The 21,528-nt window shown below is 67.3% G+C and carries 22 protein-coding genes; 21 read left to right on the plus strand and 1 reads right to left on the minus strand.

Translation table 11 applies throughout. The features are described 5' to 3' along the window. The 14 genes from HQ354_RS02535 to HQ354_RS02600 all read left to right on the plus strand — a co-directional run bounded on the left by HQ354_RS02535 (position 1) and on the right by HQ354_RS02600 (position 16,321). A complete protein-coding gene (locus HQ354_RS02535) occupies positions 1-519 on the plus strand; it encodes a transporter (protein ID WP_068424313.1) in 519 nt (172 codons plus the stop codon). Beyond that, positions 516-1,652, plus strand: a complete 1,137-nt coding sequence (gene carA, locus HQ354_RS02540) for a glutamine-hydrolyzing carbamoyl-phosphate synthase small subunit (protein WP_068424312.1) — start codon at positions 516-518, stop codon at positions 1,650-1,652. Before HQ354_RS02535 ends, carA begins: the two co-directional genes overlap by 4 nt. Continuing rightward, on the plus strand, positions 1,652-4,993 hold the full coding sequence (gene carB / locus HQ354_RS02545; RefSeq protein WP_068424310.1) for a carbamoyl-phosphate synthase large subunit: 3,342 nt from the start codon (positions 1,652-1,654) through the stop codon (positions 4,991-4,993). Before carA ends, carB begins: the two co-directional genes overlap by 1 nt. After that, on the plus strand, positions 4,990-5,811 hold the full coding sequence (gene pyrF / locus HQ354_RS02550) for an orotidine-5'-phosphate decarboxylase (protein ID WP_068424308.1): 822 nt from the start codon (positions 4,990-4,992) through the stop codon (positions 5,809-5,811). Before carB ends, pyrF begins: the two co-directional genes overlap by 4 nt. A 159-nt stretch (positions 5,812-5,970) precedes the next feature. Continuing rightward, the gene (mihF, locus tag HQ354_RS02555) at positions 5,971-6,291 is read left to right on the plus strand and encodes an integration host factor, actinobacterial type (RefSeq protein WP_068424306.1); all 321 of its coding nucleotides are present in this window, start codon (positions 5,971-5,973) and stop codon (positions 6,289-6,291) included. Between the two features lie 27 nt (positions 6,292-6,318). Beyond that, positions 6,319-6,921, plus strand: coding sequence for a guanylate kinase (gmk, locus tag HQ354_RS02560; RefSeq protein WP_068425940.1), 603 nt, complete (start codon positions 6,319-6,321; stop codon positions 6,919-6,921). A gap of 90 nt (positions 6,922-7,011) precedes the next feature. Further along, a complete protein-coding gene (rpoZ, locus tag HQ354_RS02565; protein WP_068424304.1) occupies positions 7,012-7,317 on the plus strand; it encodes a DNA-directed RNA polymerase subunit omega in 306 nt (101 codons plus the stop codon). Between the two features lie 24 nt (positions 7,318-7,341). Beyond that, a complete protein-coding gene (gene coaBC / locus HQ354_RS02570) occupies positions 7,342-8,586 on the plus strand; it encodes a bifunctional phosphopantothenoylcysteine decarboxylase/phosphopantothenate--cysteine ligase CoaBC (RefSeq protein WP_068424302.1) in 1,245 nt (414 codons plus the stop codon). A 155-nt stretch (positions 8,587-8,741) separates the two neighbouring features. After that, positions 8,742-9,956, plus strand: a complete 1,215-nt coding sequence (metK, locus tag HQ354_RS02575; protein WP_068424300.1) for a methionine adenosyltransferase — start codon at positions 8,742-8,744, stop codon at positions 9,954-9,956. Further along, on the plus strand, positions 9,953-11,977 hold the full coding sequence (locus HQ354_RS02580) for a primosomal protein N' (RefSeq protein WP_222634224.1): 2,025 nt from the start codon (positions 9,953-9,955) through the stop codon (positions 11,975-11,977). The genes metK and HQ354_RS02580 overlap by 4 nt, the downstream gene beginning before the upstream one ends. A gap of 85 nt (positions 11,978-12,062) precedes the next feature. Then, a complete protein-coding gene (locus HQ354_RS02585; RefSeq protein WP_167676746.1) occupies positions 12,063-12,914 on the plus strand; it encodes a cyclase family protein in 852 nt (283 codons plus the stop codon). Between the two features lie 90 nt (positions 12,915-13,004). Then, positions 13,005-13,811 (plus strand): PadR family transcriptional regulator, encoded by an 807-nt coding sequence (locus HQ354_RS02590; RefSeq protein WP_254303476.1) that lies wholly within the window; start codon positions 13,005-13,007, stop codon positions 13,809-13,811. An 81-nt stretch (positions 13,812-13,892) separates the two neighbouring features. Beyond that, positions 13,893-14,816, plus strand: a complete 924-nt coding sequence (gene fmt, locus HQ354_RS02595) for a methionyl-tRNA formyltransferase (protein WP_222634110.1) — start codon at positions 13,893-13,895, stop codon at positions 14,814-14,816. Beyond that, positions 14,813-16,321 (plus strand): transcription antitermination factor NusB, encoded by a 1,509-nt coding sequence (locus HQ354_RS02600; RefSeq protein ID WP_222634111.1) that lies wholly within the window; start codon positions 14,813-14,815, stop codon positions 16,319-16,321. Before fmt ends, HQ354_RS02600 begins: the two co-directional genes overlap by 4 nt. Here the strand turns inward: HQ354_RS02600 and HQ354_RS02605 are convergent. Continuing rightward, positions 16,304-16,501, minus strand: a complete 198-nt coding sequence (locus HQ354_RS02605) for a helix-turn-helix domain-containing protein (protein ID WP_254303475.1) — start codon at positions 16,499-16,501, stop codon at positions 16,304-16,306. The two genes, HQ354_RS02600 and HQ354_RS02605, sit on opposite strands and share 18 nt — an antisense overlap. Before the next feature lie 35 nt (positions 16,502-16,536). Here HQ354_RS02605 and HQ354_RS02610 point away from each other — a divergent pair, with 35 nt between their 5' ends. From HQ354_RS02610 to HQ354_RS02640, 7 genes are all read left to right on the plus strand, one after another. Continuing rightward, positions 16,537-16,788, plus strand: a complete 252-nt coding sequence (locus tag HQ354_RS02610; RefSeq protein ID WP_167674268.1) for a VOC family protein — start codon at positions 16,537-16,539, stop codon at positions 16,786-16,788. 48 nt (positions 16,789-16,836) lie between these two features. Continuing rightward, positions 16,837-17,514: a ribulose-phosphate 3-epimerase gene (rpe, locus tag HQ354_RS02615; RefSeq protein WP_068424289.1), complete on the plus strand. Its 678-nt coding sequence runs from the start codon at positions 16,837-16,839 to the stop codon at positions 17,512-17,514. Then, entirely contained in the window at positions 17,514-18,560 is a 1,047-nt protein-coding gene (ribD, locus tag HQ354_RS02620) for a bifunctional diaminohydroxyphosphoribosylaminopyrimidine deaminase/5-amino-6-(5-phosphoribosylamino)uracil reductase RibD (RefSeq protein ID WP_068424287.1), read from the plus strand. The genes rpe and ribD overlap by 1 nt, the downstream gene beginning before the upstream one ends. A 3-nt stretch (positions 18,561-18,563) precedes the next feature. Next, positions 18,564-19,175, plus strand: a complete 612-nt coding sequence (locus HQ354_RS02625; protein WP_222634112.1) for a riboflavin synthase — start codon at positions 18,564-18,566, stop codon at positions 19,173-19,175. 82 nt (positions 19,176-19,257) lie between these two features. Further along, on the plus strand, positions 19,258-20,547 hold the full coding sequence (locus tag HQ354_RS02630) for a bifunctional 3,4-dihydroxy-2-butanone-4-phosphate synthase/GTP cyclohydrolase II (protein WP_068424283.1): 1,290 nt from the start codon (positions 19,258-19,260) through the stop codon (positions 20,545-20,547). Next, positions 20,544-21,041 carry a 6,7-dimethyl-8-ribityllumazine synthase gene (ribH, locus tag HQ354_RS02635; protein ID WP_222634113.1) on the plus strand — a complete coding sequence of 166 codons (498 nt, stop codon included), beginning with the start codon at positions 20,544-20,546 and terminating at the stop codon, positions 21,039-21,041. Before HQ354_RS02630 ends, ribH begins: the two co-directional genes overlap by 4 nt. After that, on the plus strand, positions 21,038-21,493 hold the full coding sequence (locus HQ354_RS02640; RefSeq protein WP_222634114.1) for a PH domain-containing protein: 456 nt from the start codon (positions 21,038-21,040) through the stop codon (positions 21,491-21,493). Before ribH ends, HQ354_RS02640 begins: the two co-directional genes overlap by 4 nt. The last annotated feature ends 35 nt before the right edge of the window (positions 21,494-21,528 follow it).

Below are 21,528 nucleotides of genomic sequence, written 5' to 3' on the forward strand. Positions count from 1 at the left end.
GTGGACAGAGTGGTCATCGTCGTCGCGTTCGTCGTCTTCTGGCTGGCGATGATCGGATTGATCTTCTGGGGCTGGCGTGGCCGGCAGAAGCGTCAGGCGGACCGGATCGGGGTGTTCCCTCCCGTGCCCGCCGATCTCGGGGCACCGTCGATCGCCGCTGCGACCGGCCTGTACGTCGGCAGCACGATCGCGCCGAACTGGCAGGACCGCATCGCCGTCGGCGACATCGGCCACCGCGCGACGGCGGAACTGTCGCGGTACGAGAAGGGCATCCTGCTCGAGCGAACAGGGGAGTCCACCATCTGGATTCCGCAGGAGTCCATTCGCGGGATCAGAACCGATCGTGCGTTGGCGGGCAAGGTCATGAGCAAGGACGGCCTGCTGGTCATCCGCTGGACCCTGCCGACCGGCACCGAGATCGACACCGGCTTTCGAGCCGACGACAAGCTCGTCTACCCCACGTGGGTCGACACACATCCGAACACAGGCACGAACGACTCGAAGGAGACACCCGCGTGAGCAGCGCAGTTCTTGTTCTGGAGGACGGCCGGACGTTCCGTGGCACCACCTTCGGCGCCACCGGACGGACTCTCGGCGAAGCCGTCTTCTGCACCGGTATGACCGGATACCAGGAAACCTTGACCGACCCCAGCTACCACCGTCAGATCGTCGTCGCGACGGCGCCGCAGATCGGCAACACGGGCTGGAACCAGGAAGACGGCGAAGCCGCGAGCGCCCAGGATCCCAACAAGATCTGGGTCGCAGGCTACGTCGTCCGTGACCCGGCACGACGCACGTCGAGCTGGCGATCGACCGGATCGCTGCAGGAACAGCTCGAGGCGCAGAACGTCGTCGGCATCGCCGGCATCGACACGCGCGCTCTCGTACGCCACCTGCGCACCCGCGGTTCGATGCGCGCGGGCGTCTTCTCCGGTGACGCACTCGGCACGGAGACGGAGATGCTCGAGCAGGTCGTCGGTCAGCCGTCGATGCTCGGTGCCGACCTGGCCGGTGAGGTCACCACCGACACCGGCTACGTGATCGAGCCCGAAGGCGGCGACGCCCGATTCACCGTCGCCGCAGTCGATCTCGGCATCAAGACGAACACACCGCGTATGTTCGCCCAGCGCGGCATCCGTGTGCACGTGGTTCCGTCGGCAGCCACCATGGACCAGATTCTGGAGCTGAATCCCGACGGCGTCTTTCTGTCCAACGGACCGGGCGACCCAGCGACTGCCGACGCCAACGTCGCGCTGACCCGCGAGGTTCTCGGACGCGGACTGCCGTTGTTCGGCATCTGCTTCGGAAACCAGATCTTCGGCCGCGCGCTCGGACGCTCGACGTACAAGATGAAGTTCGGCCACCGCGGCATGAACATCCCCGTCGTCGAGCACACCACCGGACGCATCGCCATCACCGCGCAGAACCACGGCTTCGCGCTCGAAGGCGAAGCAGGCGAGGAGTTCGACACCGACTTCGGCCGCGCCCGGATCAGCCACACGTGCGCCAACGACGGCACCGTCGAAGGCGTCGAACTGCTGAGTGGACGCGCGTTCTCGGTTCAGTACCACCCCGAGGCCGCGGCGGGCCCACACGACGCCGCGTACCTCTTCGATCGGTTCACATCAGTGCTCGAGGGAGTTGACAAGTAATGCCACGCCGCAGCGATCTGGGACACGTCCTGGTCATCGGTTCGGGACCGATCGTCATCGGACAGGCCTGTGAGTTCGACTATTCCGGCACTCAGGCGTGCCGGGTACTTCGCGAGGAGGGCCTGCGCGTCAGCCTCGTGAACTCGAACCCGGCCACCATCATGACCGACCCGGAGTTCGCCGACGCCACCTACGTCGAGCCGATCACCGCCGACTTCATCGAGAAGATCTTCGCTCGCGAGGCCGAGCAGGGACATCCGATCGACGCCGTTCTCGCAACCCTCGGTGGCCAGACCGCGCTCAACGCCGCCGTCGCGCTGCACGAGCAGGGGATCCTCGAGAAGTACGACGTCGAGCTCATCGGCGCGGACTTCGACGCCATCCAGCGTGGCGAGGACCGTCAGAAGTTCAAGGACATCGTGTCCAAGGTCGGAGGGGAGAGCGCGCGCTCTCGCGTCTGCTACACGATGGACGAGGTGCGTGAGACCGTCGCCGAGCTGGGCTTCCCGGTCGTCGTGCGGCCGTCGTTCACGATGGGCGGCTTGGGCTCGGGCATGGCCTACGACGACGCCGACCTCACGCGCATCGCCGGAGGCGGGCTCGCCGCGTCGCCGACCGCGAACGTGCTCATCGAGGAGTCCATCCTCGGCTGGAAGGAATACGAGCTCGAGCTCATGCGCGACGGCCGCGACAACGTGGTCATCGTCTGCTCCATCGAGAACGTCGACCCGGTCGGTGTGCACACCGGCGACTCGGTCACCGTCGCCCCGGCGATGACGCTGACCGACCGCGAATACCAGAAGATGCGCGACCTCTCGATCGACATCCTCCGCGAGGTGGGCGTCGACACCGGTGGTTGCAACATCCAGTTCGCGATGGACCCGACGGACGGCCGCCTCGTCGTCATCGAGATGAACCCGCGTGTCTCGCGGTCGTCGGCACTGGCGTCGAAGGCCACCGGCTATCCGATTGCGAAGATGGCCGCCAAGTTGGCCATCGGCTACACCCTCGACGAGATCGTCAACGACATCACGAAGGAAACCCCGGCGTGCTTCGAGCCGACGCTGGACTACGTCGTCGTCAAGGCGCCGCGGTTCGCGTTCGAGAAGTTCCCGGGCGCCGACGGCACGCTCACGACGACGATGAAGTCCGTCGGCGAGGCTATGTCGATCGGCCGTAACTTCGCCGAGGCGTTCGGCAAGGTCATGCGGTCGCTCGAGACGAAGCGAGCGGGTTACTGGACCGGCCCCGAGGTCGAGGCCGTGAACCTCGAGTCGTTGCTGAAGGACCTGTCGGTCCCGAAGGACGGCCGGATGTACGGCATCGAGAAGGCGTTCGAACTGGGCGCGACCCTCGAGCAGCTGTTCGACGCCACCAAGATCGACCCGTGGTTCCTCGACCAGTTCCAGCAGATCCACGAACTCGGACACGAACTGCGTGCCGCCGAGAAGTTCGACGAGGCGCTCCTGCGTCAGGCCAAGTACCACGGCCTGTCGGACCGCCAGATCGCCGCGGTGCGGCCGGAACTCGGCGGTGAAGACGGTGTTCGCGCCTTGCGCGTCGAGCTGGGTGTCCACCCCGTCTACAAGACGGTCGACACCTGCGCAGCCGAGTTCGAGGCCAAGACGCCGTACCACTACGGCACCTACGAGCTCGATCCGAACGCCGAGTCCGAGGTCGCCGAACAGCGCGAGCGTCAGAAGGTGCTCATCCTCGGTTCGGGCCCGAACCGCATCGGCCAGGGCATCGAGTTCGACTACTCGTGTGTGCACGCGGCGCAGACGCTGTCGCAGGCCGGCTACGAGACCGTCATGGTCAACTGCAACCCGGAGACCGTGTCGACCGACTACGACACCGCCGACCGCCTGTACTTCGAGCCGCTGACGTTCGAGGACGTGCTCGAGGTATATCGAGCCGAATCGCAGTCCGGCACCGTGGCAGGTGTCATCGTGCAGCTCGGTGGCCAGACGCCGCTGGGACTGGCGAAGCGCCTGAAGGCTGCGGGTGTTCCCATCGTCGGAACCAGCCCCGAGGCGATCGACCTGGCCGAGGATCGCGGCGAGTTCGGTCGTGTCCTCACCGAGGCGGGCCTGCCTGCTCCGAAGTTCGGAACCGCGACGACGTTCGACGGCGCTCGCGAGATCGCGGGCGGTATCGGCTATCCCGTCCTCGTGCGTCCGTCGTACGTGCTCGGCGGCCGCGGCATGGAGATCGTCTACGACGAGGCATCGCTCGCCGACTACATCTCGCGTGCGACCGAGATCTCGCACGACCGTCCGGTTCTCGTCGACCGCTTCCTCGAAGACGCGGTGGAGATCGACGTCGACGCACTGTGCGACGGAACCGAGGTCTACCTCGGTGGCGTCATGGAACACATCGAGGAAGCCGGTATCCACTCCGGCGACTCGGCGTGTGCGCTGCCGCCGATCACGTTGGGCAAGGCCGACATCGAGAACGTGCGACGGTCCACCGAGCTGCTCGCCAAGGGCATCGGCGTGAAGGGACTGCTCAACGTCCAGTACGCGCTCAAGGACGACATTCTGTACGTCCTCGAAGCGAATCCGCGTGCGAGCCGGACGGTTCCGTTCGTGTCCAAGGCCACGGCCGTGCAGCTGGCCAAGGCGTGTGCGCGCGTCATGCTCGGTGAGTCGATCGCCGACCTGCGGGCCGAAGGCATCCTGCCTGCCGAGGGCGACGGCGGGACGACCCCGCTGGACGCGCCGATCGCCGTCAAGGAAGCGGTCCTGCCGTTCAACCGATTCCGTCGCGCCGACGGCACGGGCGTCGACACGCTGCTGAGCCCGGAGATGAAGTCGACGGGCGAGGTCATGGGTATCGACGCGGACTTCGGTACCGCCTTCTCCAAGAGCCAGACGGCGGCATACGGTTCGCTGCCGACGTCGGGCTCGGTGTTCGTATCGGTCGCCAACAAGGACAAGCGGTCGCTGATCTTCCCGGTCAAGCGTCTCGCCGACCTGGGCTTCACGATCCTCGCGACCGAGGGCACCGCAGAGGTGCTGCGTCGCAACGGCGTCGAGTGCCAGCAGGTCTACAAGCAGTCCGGTGAGGACGTACCTGCAGGGGAGTCGACGATCGTCGACCGCATCCTCGCCGGGGACGTCGCGATGGTGATCAACACCCCGTACGGCAACTCGGGACCGCGCGTCGACGGCTACGAGATCCGCAGCGCCGCGGTGGCACAGAGCATTCCGTGCATCACGACGGTGCAGGGCGCGTCGGCGGCAGTGCAGGGCATCGAAGCCGCCATTGCCGGTGGGGTGGGAGTGCGGTCGTTGCAGGACCTGCACGCGGCCATCGCGGGCGCCTCGGTCACGGCATGAGCAAGACGTGGGCGGATCGGCTGCGCGCTGCGACGGCGGCGCGCGGCCGGCTCTGCGTCGGCATCGATCCGCACCCGTCGCTGCTCGACGCCTGGGGTCTGCCCCGATCGGCCGACGGGTTGGAGACCTTCGCCGAGCTGTGCGTCGAGGCGTTCGTCGGCGAGGTCGCCGTCGTCAAGCCTCAGGTCGCGTTCTTCGAGGCCTACGGCAGCGCGGGGTACGCCGTGCTCGAACGCACCGTCTCGGTATTGCGTGACGCAGGCACACTCGTCGTCGCCGACGCCAAGCGCGGCGACATCGGGAGCACGATGAGCGCCTACGCGCAGACGTGGCTCGGGGAGGACTCGCCGCTGTCGTCCGACGCGGTCACCGTCTCCCCGTACCTGGGGTTCGATTCGCTGCGCGAGACGTTCGACCTGGCCGCGCGAAACGGTCGAGGAGTGTTCGTCCTCGCGCGAACGTCCAACGCCGAGGGGGCGGACCTGCAGACCGCGACGGCGTCCCATCGGTCGGTCGCGCAGTCCATCGTCGACGGGGCTGCCGACATCGACCGGGACGGACGCGCCACGGCCGGTCTCGTCGTCGGCGCAACGCGTGATCACGGTCTGGATCTCAGCGACTTCACCGGCCCGATCCTCGCTCCCGGGCTCGGCGCTCAGGGCGCGGGTGTCGACGATCTCGCCCAGATCTTCGCGGGTTCCCGAGAGCTTCTGCTGCCCAACTCGTCTCGCGGCGTGCTCGCGGCAGGGCCGTCGGTCACCGCTCTTCGCGATGCCGCCACCACCCTCCGCGACGAAGTAGAAGCGGGCCTCGCATAGACCATGGTTGCGACCCCGTCAGCTCCGGGGGCAAGTTCGCCATGCGGGTCGCGCGTCGGTAACGTCGCTGATGTTGCTGGTGACCACGAGTTGCGCAGCAGCGACGTGCGCGACCCGCCATTCCGTGCACTGTCCACCCCACGATGAGACGGAGGAAACGTGGCGCTTCCCCAGTTGACCGCAGAGCAGCGTGCCGCTGCTCTGGAGAAGGCGGCTGCCGCCCGTAAAGTCAGGGCCGAGCTCAAAGAGCGCCTCAAGCGAGGCGGCACCGATCTGAAGCAGGTGCTCAAAGACGCCGAGACCGACGAGATCCTCGGCAAGATGAAGGTATCGGCACTTCTCGAGGCATTGCCGAAGGTGGGCAAGGTCAAGGCGCAGGAGCTGATGACCGAGCTGGAGATCGCGCCGACGCGTCGTCTCCGTGGCCTCGGCGATCGCCAGCGCAAGGCACTGCTGACCAAGTTCGATTTCGACGCCTGAGTGCACGTACAAGCGGAGGTAGCGCACGTGTCCGATCGTGACGCGTCATCGCCCCGGAGGGGCCGGCTCATCGTTTTGGCCGGTCCCTCCGGCGTCGGTAAGTCCAGTGTCGTCCGCGTCGTTCGACGCGTACTGCCCGAACTGTGGTTCAGCGTGTCCGTCACCACGCGCGACCCACGTCCGGGTGAGATCGACGGTGAGGACTACCACTTCGTCACCGCCGCGGAGTTCGATCGCATGATCGAGGCAGGGGAGCTGCTCGAATGGGCCAGCGTCCACGGTGGCCTGCATCGGTCCGGCACCCCGGCCGCGCCGGTCGAAGAGGCGCTCGAGCAGGGGAAACCGGTGCTTCTGGAGCTCGACCTCGCCGGCGCGCGAGCGGTACGGGTGTCGAAGCCCGAGGCGCAGCTGGTGTTCATGGCACCGCCGACGTGGGACGACCTCGTTCACCGACTCACGTCGCGGGCGACCGAGGAATCGGCGGCCACCGCACGCCGACTGGAGACCGCCAAGGTCGAACTGGCCGCGCAGGACGAGTTCGACACGGTCATCGTCAATACCGATGTCGACCATTCGTGCGAAGAGTTGGTATCCTTGTTGGTCGGTAGCTCGTCGGTCGGCCCTTCCTGAGGTTCTCGGCCTCCGAGGTTCACGAGCACGAACAACCTTTTCGCAGTTCAGTACGTATGCAGCATCGACGCTATTCAGGGAGATTCCATAGTGAGCAGCACTTCAGTGGCCGGTTCCGACTTCGACGCGCGTAGCGCACTCCCGGCTTACGACACGCCGCTCGGGATCACCAACCCTCCGATCGACGAGCTCCTCGCGCGCACGTCGTCGAAGTACGCGCTGGTCATCTACGCAGCCAAGCGCGCGCGTCAGATCAACGACTACTACAACCAGCTCGGCGACGGCATCCTCGAGTACGTCGGCCCGCTCGTCGAGCCGGGCCTGCAGGAGAAGCCGCTGTCCATCGCGCTTCGCGAGATCCACTCCGATCTCCTCGAGCACTCCGAAGGCGAATAAGAACCGAACAAGGAATCAGCCAAGTTGCGCGTAGTCGTCGGTGTAGGCGGAGGTATCGCCGCCTACAAGAGCTGTTCCCTCATTCGAAGGTTCACCGAGAACGGTGACCACGTCCGCGTCATCCCGACCGAATCCGCGCTCGAGTTCGTCGGCCGCGCAACATTCGAGGCGTTGTCGGGCAACCCGGTCCACACCGGAGTGTTCGCCGACGTTCCCGAGGTGCCTCACGTGCGCCTCGGGCAAGAGGCGGACCTGGTCGTCGTCGCGCCTGCGACCGCCGATCTGATCGCTCGGATGGCAGGCGGCCGGGCCGACGATCTTCTGACCGCCACGTTGTTGACGGCGAGATGTCCCGTCGTCGTCGCGCCTGCGATGCACACCGAGATGTGGGAGCACCCGGCGACGGTCGCCAACGTCGCCACTCTGCGCAGTCGGGGCGTCACGGTCATCGAACCCGCTTCGGGGCGGCTGACCGGCCGCGACACCGGCGCGGGACGGCTTCCCGAGCCCGACGAGATCCACGCGCTCGCGATGCTGTCGGCAGAGCGCACCGATTCGCTTCCGCACGATCTCACCGGCCGCCGCGTCGTCGTGACAGCAGGCGGCACCCGCGAACCGCTCGATCCGGTTCGGTTCCTGGGCAATCGCAGCTCCGGCAAACAGGGCTACGCCATCGCCCGCGTCGCGGCGCAGCGCGGTGCGCGTGTGACGTTGATCGCCGGCTTCACCGCGAATCTTCCGGATCCGGCCGCCGTCGACGTCGTTCACGTCAAGACCGCGCACGAGATGCGGGACGCGGTGACGCAGTACTCGGCCGACGCCGACGCCATCGTCATGGCTGCGGCCGTCGCGGACTTCCGCCCTTCCAGTATCGCGACGAGCAAGATCAAGAAGGGCGCCCACGAGCCCGACTCGATCCCGCTCGTCCGCAACGACGACATCCTCGCCGGTCTCGTCGACGCGCGTCGGAACGGGGATATCGACAAAGCCACGGTCATCGTCGGTTTCGCCGCCGAGACCGGTGACGAGCACGGCGACGTCCTGACCTACGCACGCGCGAAGCTCGAACGCAAAGGTTGCGATTTGCTCGTCGTCAACGCGGTCGGCGACGGCAAGGCGTTCGAGGTGGATCACAACGACGGATGGCTCCTCGGATCGGACGGATCGGAAGCCGCTCTCGGTGCCGGGTCGAAGGCGCTGCTCGCCAGTCGCGTCGTCGACGCGGTGGTCTCCGTGCTGTCCGATGTTTCACATTCGGATCTCGGGTGATTTCAAGGGTGCACGGGCGACATCGACGCGACTAGTGTCGGTGTGCCAGAACGCCCATGTGTGCTTACCTGCAGTAACAGCGTGACCGTAGACAATGGAAGTGCCGACCGGAGCAGCGGCTCCGATCGGCCGGGAAACACGTCGAGAGGAAATCCGTGAGCAAGTCCGGCAGTCGGCTCTTCACCAGTGAGTCCGTGACCGAGGGTCACCCAGACAAGATCTGCGACGCCATCAGCGATTCGATTCTCGACGCGCTCCTCGCGGAGGATCCGCGTGCGCGCGTGGCGGTGGAGACGCTCGTCACGACCGGCCAGGTTCACGTCGCGGGCGAGGTCAACACCACCGCCTACGCCGACATTCCGAAGATCGTGCGCGACAAGGTGCTCGAGATCGGCTACGACTCGTCCGCCAAGGGCTTCGACGGCAACTCCTGTGGCGTCAACATCGCCATCGGTGCGCAGTCTCCGGAGATCGCGCAGGGCGTCGATCACTCCCACGAGGCACGCGTCGAGGGCCTGTCCGACGACGAGATCGACCGGCAGGGCGCAGGCGATCAGGGTCTGATGTTCGGCTACGCCAACACCGACACCCCCGAATTGATGCCGCTGCCCATCGCGCTCGCACACCGGCTGTCGCGTCGTCTCACCGAGGTTCGTAAGTCGGGTGTGCTTCCGTACCTGCGTCCGGACGGCAAGACCCAGGTCACCATCGAGTACGACGGGGACGACGCGGTGCGCCTCGACACGGTCGTGGTGTCGACGCAGCACGCCGCCGACATCGACCTCGACAACCTGCTGACGCCCGACATCCGCGAGAAGGTTCTCGGCTCGGTACTCGAAGAACTGAACGTGCCCACGCTGGACACGTCCAACATTCGTCTGCTCGTCAACCCCACCGGCAAGTTCGTGCTCGGTGGACCGATGGGCGACGCAGGTCTGACCGGCCGCAAGATCATCGTCGACACCTACGGCGGAATGGCGCGCCACGGTGGTGGCGCGTTCTCGGGCAAGGATCCGTCGAAGGTCGACCGGAGCGCCGCGTACGCGATGCGCTGGGTCGCCAAGAACGCCGTCGCCGCAGGTCTGGCCGACCGCATCGAGGTCCAGGTCGCCTACGCCATCGGCAAGGCAGCCCCCGTCGGTCTGTTCGTCGAGACCTTCGGTACCGAGAAGACCGACCCGGCGCGCATCCAGTCGGCGATCAACGAAGTCTTCGACCTGCGTCCGGGCGCGATCATTCGCGATCTCGACCTCCTCCGCCCGATCTACGCGCCGACCGCCGCCTACGGTCATTTCGGTCGTACCGACATCGCGTTGCCGTGGGAGTCGACCGACCGCGCGGAGAAGCTGCGCGCGGCAGCGGGTCTCTGAGCAGCACAGCGCGAGCGGCAGCACCCGAGCTCCCCATAGGTCGGGTTCTGCCGCTCTTGCCGTTACCGCACCTCGATCGCGAGTTCGACTATCTCGTCCCCGCCGAATTCGCCGACGACGCGAAGGTCGGCGTTCGTGTCCGCATCCGCTTCGCGGGTCGACTCGTCGACGGTTTCGTCGTCGAACGCGTGGCGACCACCGAGCACACCGGCAAGCTGGGGTGGCTCGACCGCGTCGTGTCCGACGAGCAGGTTCTGACGCCGGAGGTCAGCCGGCTGGTGTCGGCCGTCGCGCATCGCTACGCGGGAACGCGTGCCGACGTTCTCCGGCTGGCGGTTCCGCCGCGTCACGCCAAGGTCGAGTCCGAGGATCCGCCCGAAAAACCGGACGTTCCAGAACCCGTGGTCGACGAACGAGCGTGGAGCAGCTATACCCACGGGTCCGCGTTTCTCGATGCACTCCGCGCCGGCCGCAATCCACGGGCCGTCTGGCAGGCCCTTCCGGGCGAGGAGTGGGCGCGTCGGCTCGCCGAGCTCGCGGCAACGTGTGTCGCCGTGGGCCGCAGCGCCGTCATCGTGGTGCCCGATCAACGCGACCTGGATCGGGTCGCGGCCGCGTGTGAAGCGGCAGCGGGCCCGGACGTCGTGGCTGCGCTCTCCGCCGGGCTCGGTCCGGCCAAGCGATACCGGAGATGGCTCGGCGTGCTGCGTCGAGACGTGTCGATCGTGGTCGGTACCCGCAGTGCCGTTTTCGCACCCGCCGCGAATCTCGGTCTCGTCGTGCTGTGGGACGACGGTGACGACGGATACGCCGAGCCGCGTTCGCCGTATCCGCACGCCCGTGAAGTCGCGTTGCTGCGAGCGTTCGAGACCGGATGCGGCGTGGTCCTCGCCGGACACGCACGCACCGCAGAGGCCGAAGCGCTCGTCGACTCGGGATGGGCCCACGATCTCGTGGCGCCACGAGACGTGGTCCGCGCCCGGCAGCCTCACGTCGTCGCGTTGGCCGACAGCGATCATGCGCTGGCCCGCGATCCGGGAGCCCGCGCTGCGAGGCTGCCGGCGATTGCCTTCGACGCTGCGCGAACAGCGGTGAAGAACGACCTACCGGTGCTGGTGCAGGTACCGCGCGGCGGCTACATCCCGTCTCTCGCGTGCGGAAAATGCCGGACCCCAGCGCGATGCCGCCGATGCAACGGCCCGTTGGCACTACCGTCGGCGCCAGGAGCCGACGGGGCCGCGAGCCCCACGTGCACGTGGTGTGGCATCGCCGACACCAATCATCGCTGCACCGTGTGCGGCTCGCGCGCGCTCCGCGCAGTCGTCGTCGGAGCGCACCGCACCGCCGAGGAACTGGGACGCGCATTCCCCGGCGTCACGGTGCGAACATCGGGGGGCCCGGCAGTTCTGGACACCGTCGAACCCGGTGCGTCGCTTGTCATCTCGACGGTCGGCGCCGAGCCGTGGGCTCCGGGCGGGTACGGTGCTGCGCTGCTTCTCGACGGATGGGCGCTGCTCGGCCGAGCCGACCTGCGTGCGGCCGAGGAAGCGCTGCGACGCTGGATGACGGCAGCTGCCCTCGTACGTCCGGGAGCCGAGGGCGGCCGCGTCGTGGTCGTCGCGGAATCCGAGATTCCGACGGTTCAGGCTCTGGTCCGGTGGGATCCAGTAGGGCACGCGCGAAGTCAACTCGACGAGCGCGCCGAGGTGCGCTTCCCGCCTGCTGTCCATGTCGCGGCCGTCGATGGCACGACCGCCGCGATCATGGCTCTCGTCGAGACGGCCGAATTGCCCGAGGGGACAGAGGTTCTCGGGCCGGTGGACCTTCCCGAGGGGCAACGGCTGCCTGCGGGCGGCGGCGAGGACAGGATGCCAGGAGACGTGCAACGGCTGTTGTTGCGGGTCCCGCGTGCCGCCGGGGGAGCGCTGGCGCACGCGCTCGCCGACGCTCAGGCGGTTCGGAGCGCGCGGAAGAACACCGAGGCGGTCCGCGTGCAGATCGATCCCATTCGTATCGGTTGAGTCACCGCTCGGCTGCCGGTCCGCATAGAGTCCTCGGCGACGACGTGGCACCACACGAAACTCGGCCGCGAGGAGGGCGCTTCGAATGCACCGCAGGCAGTGGGTTCGGCGGGTGGCGACGGGACTGGCCGGCATCGCGGGGGCGCGGTTCGCGGGTCGGAGTTTCGCACATGCGGCACCCGGGACCGGATCGGCCGATCTACCGACGCCGGCGGTGCCGCTGGGCGAACTGGTGCGCATCGTCTCGTTGTCGCACGTCAACGATCCGGCGTCCACACCGATCTTCTCCGGCGACCCGGAGTTCGTGCTGGAGACAGCCGCGACGGTCGCCGAGGACGGGTACTACCTGCAGAACGTGCGCCAGGGTGAGCACACGGGAACGCACTGGGGTGCGCCTGCGCACTTCCAGGACGGAGGCCTGACGGCGGACCGACTCGTACCCGAGGATCTGTTCCTGCCTGCCGTCAAGATCGACATTCGCGACAAGGCCGCGGCCGACGCCGACTATGCGGTCACCGTCGCCGATCTGCAGGAGTGGGAAACTGCACACGGGCGAATCCCGTCCGGAGCTGCGGTCGTGCTCTGGACCGGCTGGGAATCGCGATGGGGCACCGATGCATACGTGGGCGCGGACGCCGACGGTGTGACCCATCAGCCCGGATTTTCCGCCGACGCCGCCCAGTGGTTGATCGACACGGGCAGGCTCGCCGTTCGCGGCGCACTCGGCACCGATACGTTCGGTCCCGATCTCGGTAACGACGACACGTATCCGGTGTCGGAAAAGCTGTACGACCAGCACCGCATCAGCCTCGAAAACCTGACCAACCTCGGATCGTTGCCCACCACCGGTGCTTACATCCTGGTCGGCGGCCCGATCAATCGCGCCGGATCGGGTTCTCCTGCAACGATATTCGGGTTGGTTCCGCGGCTGTCCTGACGCGGGTGAGCTCGACCGTCAGGGGGTTGCCATCGATGCATTGTCGATATATCGTCAATATGTCCAAACGATACGACAAGGAGCAAGGACATGGAAAACTACTTCGACATGCACCGCATGCCCTGGATGGGCATGGCGGAACGTGCCCAGAAGCGGCGAGCGTTCACGATGTGGATGCCGCAGGATGCGTCCGGTCCCGAGGATTCGCGACCGGATTCAGGTCATCGTGGCGGGCCGGGTCACCGTGGTGGCCATGGGCGTCGCGGACACGGCGGCGACGGACTCCGCGGAGACGAACACCGCGGACGCGGCGACCGGAATCGCGGCTTCGGGCCAGGTGGCTTCGGACCGGGCGGATTCGGCGGTTTCGGGCCGGGCGGCGACTTCGGACGAGGTCGAGGACGCGGCGGACGTGGTCGGCGAGGAGACGTCCGATCGGCAATTCTGTTGTTGCTGGCGGAATCTCCCATGCACGGCTACGAGCTGATCCAGCAGATCGTCGCGCGAAGCGAGGGTGCGTGGAAGCCGAGTCCGGGATCGATCTATCCCGCCCTGTCCCAGTTGGAAGACGAGGGCCTCGTTCTGATCGAGAAAGTCGACGGCCGCAAGACTGCACGACTCACCGAGCAGGGAACCACCTTCGTCGACGAGCACCGAGCTGAGCTGGGCGCCCCGTGGGACGACGTGCGCCGCAGCGTCGGCGGTGACGCTCTGGATCTGCGCGGTCTCATCGGCCAACTGATGGGCGCAGCAGGCCAGGTTGCAGCAGTCGGGACGCCCGACCAGGTGAAGGCGGCCGGTGAGGTTCTCACCGACGCACGGCGACGTCTCTACCGCATTCTCGCCGAGGACGATGCCGACAACGGCGACGCCGCGTCGTCGCCTACGGCGGAGTGATCGATGAGCTGCGACAGCGGTTCCCTAGAATAGGTAGTTCGTCGTACGGAATCGAACTACCTATTCTTCGGGAGCCAACTGGTGCGTGTTGTGTTTGCAGGGACGCCTGATGCGGCGGTTCCGTCGCTGGAACGGCTGATCGCGTCGACGAAACACGATGTGGTGGCCGTCGTGACGCGGCCCGATGCCCACGCCGGACGCGGCCGCAAGGTCAATCGCTCCCCCGTCGGACTACTGGCCGACCAGCACGGGATCCCGGTTCTGACCCCGAGGCGTCCGTCCGAACCCGAATTCGTGTCGGAACTGACCGATCTCGCTCCCGACGTGTGCCCCGTCGTCGCGTACGGCGCTCTACTTCCGCGGCCCGTTCTCGACATCCCTCGCTTCGGCTGGATCAATCTCCATTTCTCTCTTCTCCCTGCGTGGCGCGGAGCAGCGCCCGTGCAGGCGTCGATCGCCGCAGGAGACGACATCACCGGCGCATCGACCTTCCTGCTGGACGACGGCATGGACACCGGTCCTGTTCTCGGCGTCGTCACCGAGACGATTCGCCCGACCGACACGTCGGGAGATCTGTTGCACCGGCTGTCGGTGAGCGGTGCGGAGCTTCTGGAGGCGACGCTCGACGCCATCGAATCCGGTGAGGCATCGGCAATCCCGCAACCCACGGACGGTGTGTCCCACGCCGCGAAGGTGACCGTCGACGCGGCCCGCATCGACTGGTCGGCGTCGTGGACGGCGGTCGACCGGCATATTCGTGCCGTCACTCCCGCGCCGGGCGCCTGGACGACGATCGGAGATCTGCGTGTGAAGATCGGACCGGTCCGTCCGTCCGACGAGACGCTCGAACCCGGAGAGGTTCTGGCGCGCAAGGACGGTGTCCACATCGGAACCGGTGACGGCTCGATCGTTCTCGGTGACGTGCAACCGCAGGGCAAGAAACTCATGAAGGCAGCAGATTGGGCGCGCGGCGCACGATCGATCGACGGGACGGTGGCGCAGTGAGCGACCGCAGCAGTAACTCGAACCGAGACGGCAACCCCGACAACGCCGGTCGGCGTCGTTCCGGCGGCGGATCGGCTCGCGGCGGTCGGCCGCAGCGCAGTCCCGGATCTCGTGGTGGCGGTGGCCAGCGACCCCAGCGCGGGCGCGGACCGTCGTCGGCACCGCCGATCGATCCGGCACGGCTGGCTGCGCGCGATGTTCTGAAGGCAGTTCGTGAACGCGATGCGTACGCCAATCTCGTTCTGCCAGGACTGCTTCGGGATCGCAAGCTGGACAGCCGCGACGCGGCGCTCGCGACCGAACTTGCCTACGGCGCGTGTCGCGCCCGTGGGTTGCTCGACGCGGTCGTCGAATCAGGTTCGGGCAGAACGATTTCCGAGATCGACGGCGGTCTGCTCGACATTCTTCGTCTCGGCGCCTACCAACTGTTGCGCACGCGTGTCGCGCCGCACGCCGCCGTCGCCACGTCCGTCGACCTGACGCGCGCCGAATTCGGCAGCGGCAAAGCGGGATTCGTCAATGCCGTACTGCGGCGGGTGTCGGAGAAGAGCGCCGAGGAGTGGGTCGCCGAGCTCGCTCCGGACGCGGAGAAGGATCCGGTGGGGCACCTCGCGTTCGAACATGCCCACCCGAGATGGATCGCGCAGGCATTCGCCGACGCACTCGGTGCCGACGCGGGCGAGCTGGCGGCGGTCCTCGAAGCCGACGATGCCCGTCCGGCGGTCCACCTCGTCGCGCGTCCCGGAGAGATCTCGGCCGAGGAACTGGCGTTGATCACCGGGGGAGAAGAGGGAAAGTACTCGCCCTACGCGGTCTACCTCGACGGCGGCGACCCCGGCAAGCTCGACGCGGTCCGCGACGGTCTCGCCGGGGTGCAGGACGAGGGCAGCCAGCTCGTCGCGCGGGCGCTGACGCTGGCACCGCTCGACGGTCCCGACGGGGGTCGTTGGCTCGACCTGTGTGCGGGGCCGGGCGGCAAGGCGGCGCTGCTCGGTGCACTGGCCGAGATCGACGCGGCGCAGGTCGACGCCGTCGAGCCTGCGGCGCACCGGGCCGAACTGGTGCGCAAGACGACCAAGGCGCTGCCCGTCACCGTGCACGCCGTCGACGGACGCGATCCGGGCCTGGATCCGGGGTACGACCGCGTCCTCGTCGACGCGCCCTGCACCGGTCTCGGAGCGTTGCGTCGTCGCCCCGAGGCACGGTGGCGACGCTCGCCGAAGGACGTCGCCGAGCTGGTGACGTTGCAGAAGCAGCTGTTGGCCTCCGCGATCGAACTGGTGCGTCCCGGCGGGGTCGTGCTCTATTCGACCTGCTCACCGCACCTGTCGGAGACCTCGGCCGTCGTCGCCGACGCGGTCCGCAGGCACGGTGTGGAGGAGCTCGACACCCGCGCACTGGTGCCCGATGTGCCGGGTGTCGGCGACGGCACCTCGGTGCAGTTGTGGCCGCACCGACACGGAACGGATGCCATGTTCCTGGCGGCGCTACGCAAGCCGTCGTGATCGATAGTCGCTCGGTGGCACGCCCACGAGTTCGGTGAACTCCCGGGTGAAGTGCGCCTGGTCGAACCAGGCGTAGCGCGCCGCCAGATCGGCGATGGAGCCGGAGAATCCGTCGTCGAGATCGGTGATGGCGTCATGAATGCGGTACCGGTTCAGCACCCATTCGGGGGTCGTGCCCACGTACCGCGGTCGCACACGCGGAACAGGAGTACGCGATGGTGACGGGAAAGGACACCGCGCTCGGCTTCGGTCGCGTCGAGGACTACGTCTCGCCCGCGTGGCCGAATCCCCACGGCAGCAAGCAGTTCCATGTCGATCTCGCCGTGGACGACCTCGACGACGCCGCGCGCCGGGCCGTCGACCTCGGGGCTGTGCTTCCCGATGATCAGCCCGGGGAGACGTGGCGGGTGCTGCTCGATCCGGCGGGCCATCCGTTCTGTCTGACGAAGGCGGAGAACTGGGGTTGACGGCAACCGCCTGTGACGGCTGATACAGGGCCGCACTAGGCTGCGCATGTGGCTGCTCCGATGATCGCTCCGTCGATATTGTCCGCCGATTTCGCTCGTCTGGGGGAGGAGGCCGACGCTGTCACCGGTTCGGACTGGCTGCATGTCGACGTCATGGACGCGCACTTCGTTCCGAACCTGACGTTGGGCCTGCCCGTGGTGAAGAGCCTGTTGAAGGCGACGGACATCCCGCTGGACTGCCATCTGATGATCGACGACCCCGGCCGGTGGGCGCCGTCGTACGCCGAGGCAGGTGCGTACAACGTGACGTTCCACGCCGAGGCAACGGACGATCCGATCGCAGTGGCGAAGGACATTCGGGCGGCAGGCGGGAAGGCGGGCCTGTCGGTCAAGCCGAACACCCCGATCGAGCCCTACCTGGAAATCTTGAAGGAATTCGACACGCTGCTGGTGATGAGCGTCGAGCCCGGCTTCGGCGGGCAGTCGTTCATTCCCGACGTGCTCGGCAAGGCTCGAACCGTGCGGAAACTCGTCGACTCCGGTGAGCTGACGCTCGTCGTCGAGATCGACGGTGGAATCAACGTCGACACCGTCGAGCAGGCGGCCGAGGCAGGCGTCGACTGCTTCGTCGCCGGCTCTGCCGTGTACGGCGCTGCCGATCCCGCCGCTGCGGTCCGTGGACTCCGCGAGCAGGCAGGGCGCGCGTCGGCACATCTTTCCCTCTGATGTCGGATCCCGCCGCGTCCGACTATGTGCCGGACTACGCGGCCGCGATGCGCACGGCGATCGACGCGTCGGAATCGGCACGGGGACGTACGAGCCCCAATCCGCCCGTCGGCGCAGTGATCCTCGATGCCGCCGGCGCGGTCGTCGGTATCGGGTCCACGCAACCACCCGGTGGTCCTCATGCCGAGATCATGGCGTTGCGCGAGGCCGGTGACCGGGCTCGGGGCGGTACGGCCGTCGTCACGCTCGAGCCGTGCAACCACACCGGTCGGACCGGGCCGTGTGCAGTCGCGCTGATCGATGCCGGTATCGCCCACGTGATCCACGCCGTCGACGACCCCAACCCCGTGGCGATGGGCGGCGCGGACAGGCTGCGCGACGCGGGTGTCGTCGTGGAATCCGGTCTGGAGGCCGACGCCGTCTCGCACGGTCCGTTGCGCGCCTGGCTGCACAAGCAACGAACGGGCAGGCCGTTCGTGACGTTGAAGTACGCGGCAGGTCTCGACGGACGCAGTGCCGCCGCAGACGGAACGAGTCAGTGGATCACCGGTCCCGACGCGCGCGCTCACGTCCACGCCGAGCGCGCGAAGCTCGACGCCGTCGTCGTCGGGACCGGAACAGTGCTGGCCGACGACCCGCTGCTGACCGCACGGCTGACCGACGGGTCCAACGCCGCCCGGCAGCCGCTGCGCGTCGTCGTCGGGCGACGTGAGATACCGGCCGGTGCTCGTATACGCGGAGACGACGCGCAGACGGCGTTCGTCCGCAGTCACGACCCACTCGACGTCCTCGCCGTTCTGGCCGACCACACCGATGTGCTGGTCGAAGGTGGTCCGACTCTGGCGGGTGCGTTTCTCGCAGCGGGCGTGGTCGACCGAATCGTGGCCTACATCGCGCCCGTCGTGCTGGGGTCGGGCAGAGCCGCGGTGGAGAATGCGGGGGTCGGAACAATTGCCGACGCCCTGCGGTTCTCGATCGAGAGTGTGCAGACGCTGGGGACCGACCTGGTCGTCGTCGCCGTACCGAAAGAAACAGGAGTGACGTAGACAGTGTTCACCGGGATAGTCGAAGAGCTCGGCGAGATCGTCGGCAAGGAAGACCTGGCCGACGCGGCGCGGTTCACCGTCAAGGGACCTGTCGTCACGTCGGATGCAGGTCACGGAGATTCGATCGCGGTCAACGGTGTGTGCCTGACCGTGGTGGACGTCCTCGACGGGATCTCCTTCACCGCCGACGTCATGCAGGAGACATTGAACCGGTCAAGCCTGCAGCGGCTGGAGGTGGGCAGCCGCGTGAACCTCGAACGCGCTGCGTCGCTCGGCAGCAGGCTCGGCGGACACCTCGTTCAGGGGCATGTCGACGGCACCGGAACGGTCGTCAGCCGCTCGCGCTCCGAGAACTGGACGGTGGTGCGCATCGCGCTGCCGACCTCGGTCGCCCGATACGTCGTCGAGAAGGGATCGATCACCGTCGACGGTGTCTCGTTGACGGTGTCCGGCCTGGGCGAGGATGCGGACGGTCACTGGTTCGAGATCTCGCTGATCCCGACGACACTCGAGCTCACCACCCTCGGCCGGTCGCCGGTCGGTACGCCGGTGAACCTCGAAGTCGACGTCATCGCGAAGTACGTCGAGCGCCTGCAGACCCTCGCCGCAGACTGACCGAACCGGAAAGTAGTGTTGGAGGGGTATCTGCGCCGACGTCTGAAGTCGGTGCGGAACGAGACACTTTGGAGCGTACGACGTGACTAGGTTCGACAGTATCGAGCGTGCTGTCGCCGACATCGCCGCAGGCAAAGCCGTGGTGGTGGTCGACGACGAGGATCGCGAGAACGAAGGCGATCTGATCTTCGCCGCCGAGAAGGCCACCCCCGAGCTCGTGGCGTTCATGGTGCGATACACGTCCGGATACCTCTGTGTTCCGCTGTCCGGCGACGACTGCGACCGGCTCGGTCTGCCTCCGATGTACGCGACCAACCAGGACAAGCACGGCACGGCGTACACGGTCACCGTCGATGCGCGCGAAGGCATCGGAACCGGTATCTCCGCATCCGATCGTGCCGCGACCATGCGTCTGTTGGCCGACCCGAACAGCGGCGCGGGCGACTTCACTCGTCCGGGCCACGTCGTGCCGCTGCGCGCCAAGGACGGCGGCGTGCTGCGACGCCCCGGCCACACCGAGGCCGCCGTCGACCTGGCACGCATGGCGGATCTTCGTCCCGCCGGTGTGATCTGCGAGATCGTCAGTCAGAAGGACGAGGGTGAGATGGCTCGCACCGACGAGCTGCGTGTCTTCGCCGACGACCACGATCTCGCGCTCATCTCCATCGCCGATCTCATCGCATGGCGTCGCAAGCACGAGAAGCACGTCGTACGCGTCGCCGACGCACGGATCCCGACGTCGCACGGCGTTTTTCGCGCCGTCGGCTACCAGAGCGTGTACGACGACGTCGAGCACGTAGCCCTCGTGCGCGGCGACATCGCAGGCCCCGACGGCGACGGCAGCGACGTGCTCGTGCGCGTCCACTCCGAATGCCTCACCGGCGACGTCTTCGGGTCTTTGCGCTGCGATTGCGGTCCGCAGCTCGACGCCGCACTCGAGATGATCGCGCAGGAAGGCCGCGGCGTCGTGCTGTACATGCGTGGCCACGAAGGCCGCGGCATCGGTCTGCTGCACAAACTGCAGGCCTACCAGCTGCAGGACGCGGGATCGGACACCGTCGACGCGAACCTCCAACTCGGATTGCCCGCCGATTCGCGCGACTACGGCATCGGTGCGCAGATCCTGGTCGACCTCGGCATCTCGTCGATGCGTCTGCTGACCAACAACCCTGCCAAGCGCGTCGGACTCGACGGCTACGGTCTGCACGTCACCGAGCGGGTGCCGATGCCCCTGCGCGCGAACGCCGAGAACCTGACGTATCTCCGGACCAAACGCGACCGCATGGGCCACGACCTCGTCGGCCTGGACGAGTACGAGTTGGGTCACAAGGCCGGCTCCACCCCGGACATCGAGTTGGGAACGAATCCATGAGCGGCGAGGGCGAACCCGTACTCCAGTTGTCCGGTGCTGCCGATCTGAAGTTGGCGATCGTGGCGGGCCAGTGGCACAAGACGGTGTCCGAGGCGCTGCTCGACGGAGCCACTCGCAAGGCCGACGAGGCAGGTGTCACCGACGTGACCGTCGTACGCGTCGCGGGTGCCATCGAGCTTCCCGTCGTCGCGCAGCAGTTGGCGCGCACGCACGACGCAGTGGTTGCGTTGGGCGTCGTCATCCGGGGCGGCACGCCGCACTTCGAGTACGTCTGCGACGCCGTCACGGCCGGTCTGACGCGGGTGTCGCTCGACGAGGGCACTCCTGTCACCAACGGTGTTCTGACGACCAACGACGAGCAGCAGGCGCTCGATCGTGCCGGGCTTCCCGGGTCGAGCGAGAACAAAGGCGCCCAAGCGGTGGCCGCGGCCATCGACACGGCGTTGACGCTGCAGCGACTACGGCAGCCCAGTGTCGACGGGGCTGCGCGATGACCGAGCCCGGTCGCTGGGAACTCGAAGTCAGATCTCGGAAGTCCGCCCGATACGCCGTCGTCGCGGCGATCGTACTGGTCACCGCGCACGTGACCGTCGCCGTTCTCTTGCGAGTGTCGCCGACCGGTGTGTACTTCCGTACCGCCGACCAGCTGGCGCTCGCCGGCATCGGCTTCTTGCTCGCCGGCATCGCGTTGCTGCTGACGCGTCCGCGTGTGCGGGTCGGCGCGGAAGGGGTCGCGGTCCGCAACATCCTGTCCGAGCGACTCATCGAGTGGGATCTCGTTCGGGGTCTGTCGTTCCCCGACGGCGCCATGTGGGCACGCGTCGACATTCCCGACGACGAGTTCATCCCGGTCATGGCCATCCAGTCGAACGATCGCGACCGAGCCGTCGCAGCCGTGCGCACGTTCCGCGCTCTCGAAGCCAAATACGCAGGGTCCGACACGTGATGTTCCGCGTCGGACCCTGCGGCTAGCCTGGATTA

It is taken from the genome of Rhodococcus sp. BP-261 (assembly GCF_019835205.1).
Lineage (GTDB): Bacteria > Actinomycetota > Actinomycetes > Mycobacteriales > Mycobacteriaceae > Rhodococcoides > Rhodococcoides kyotonensis_B.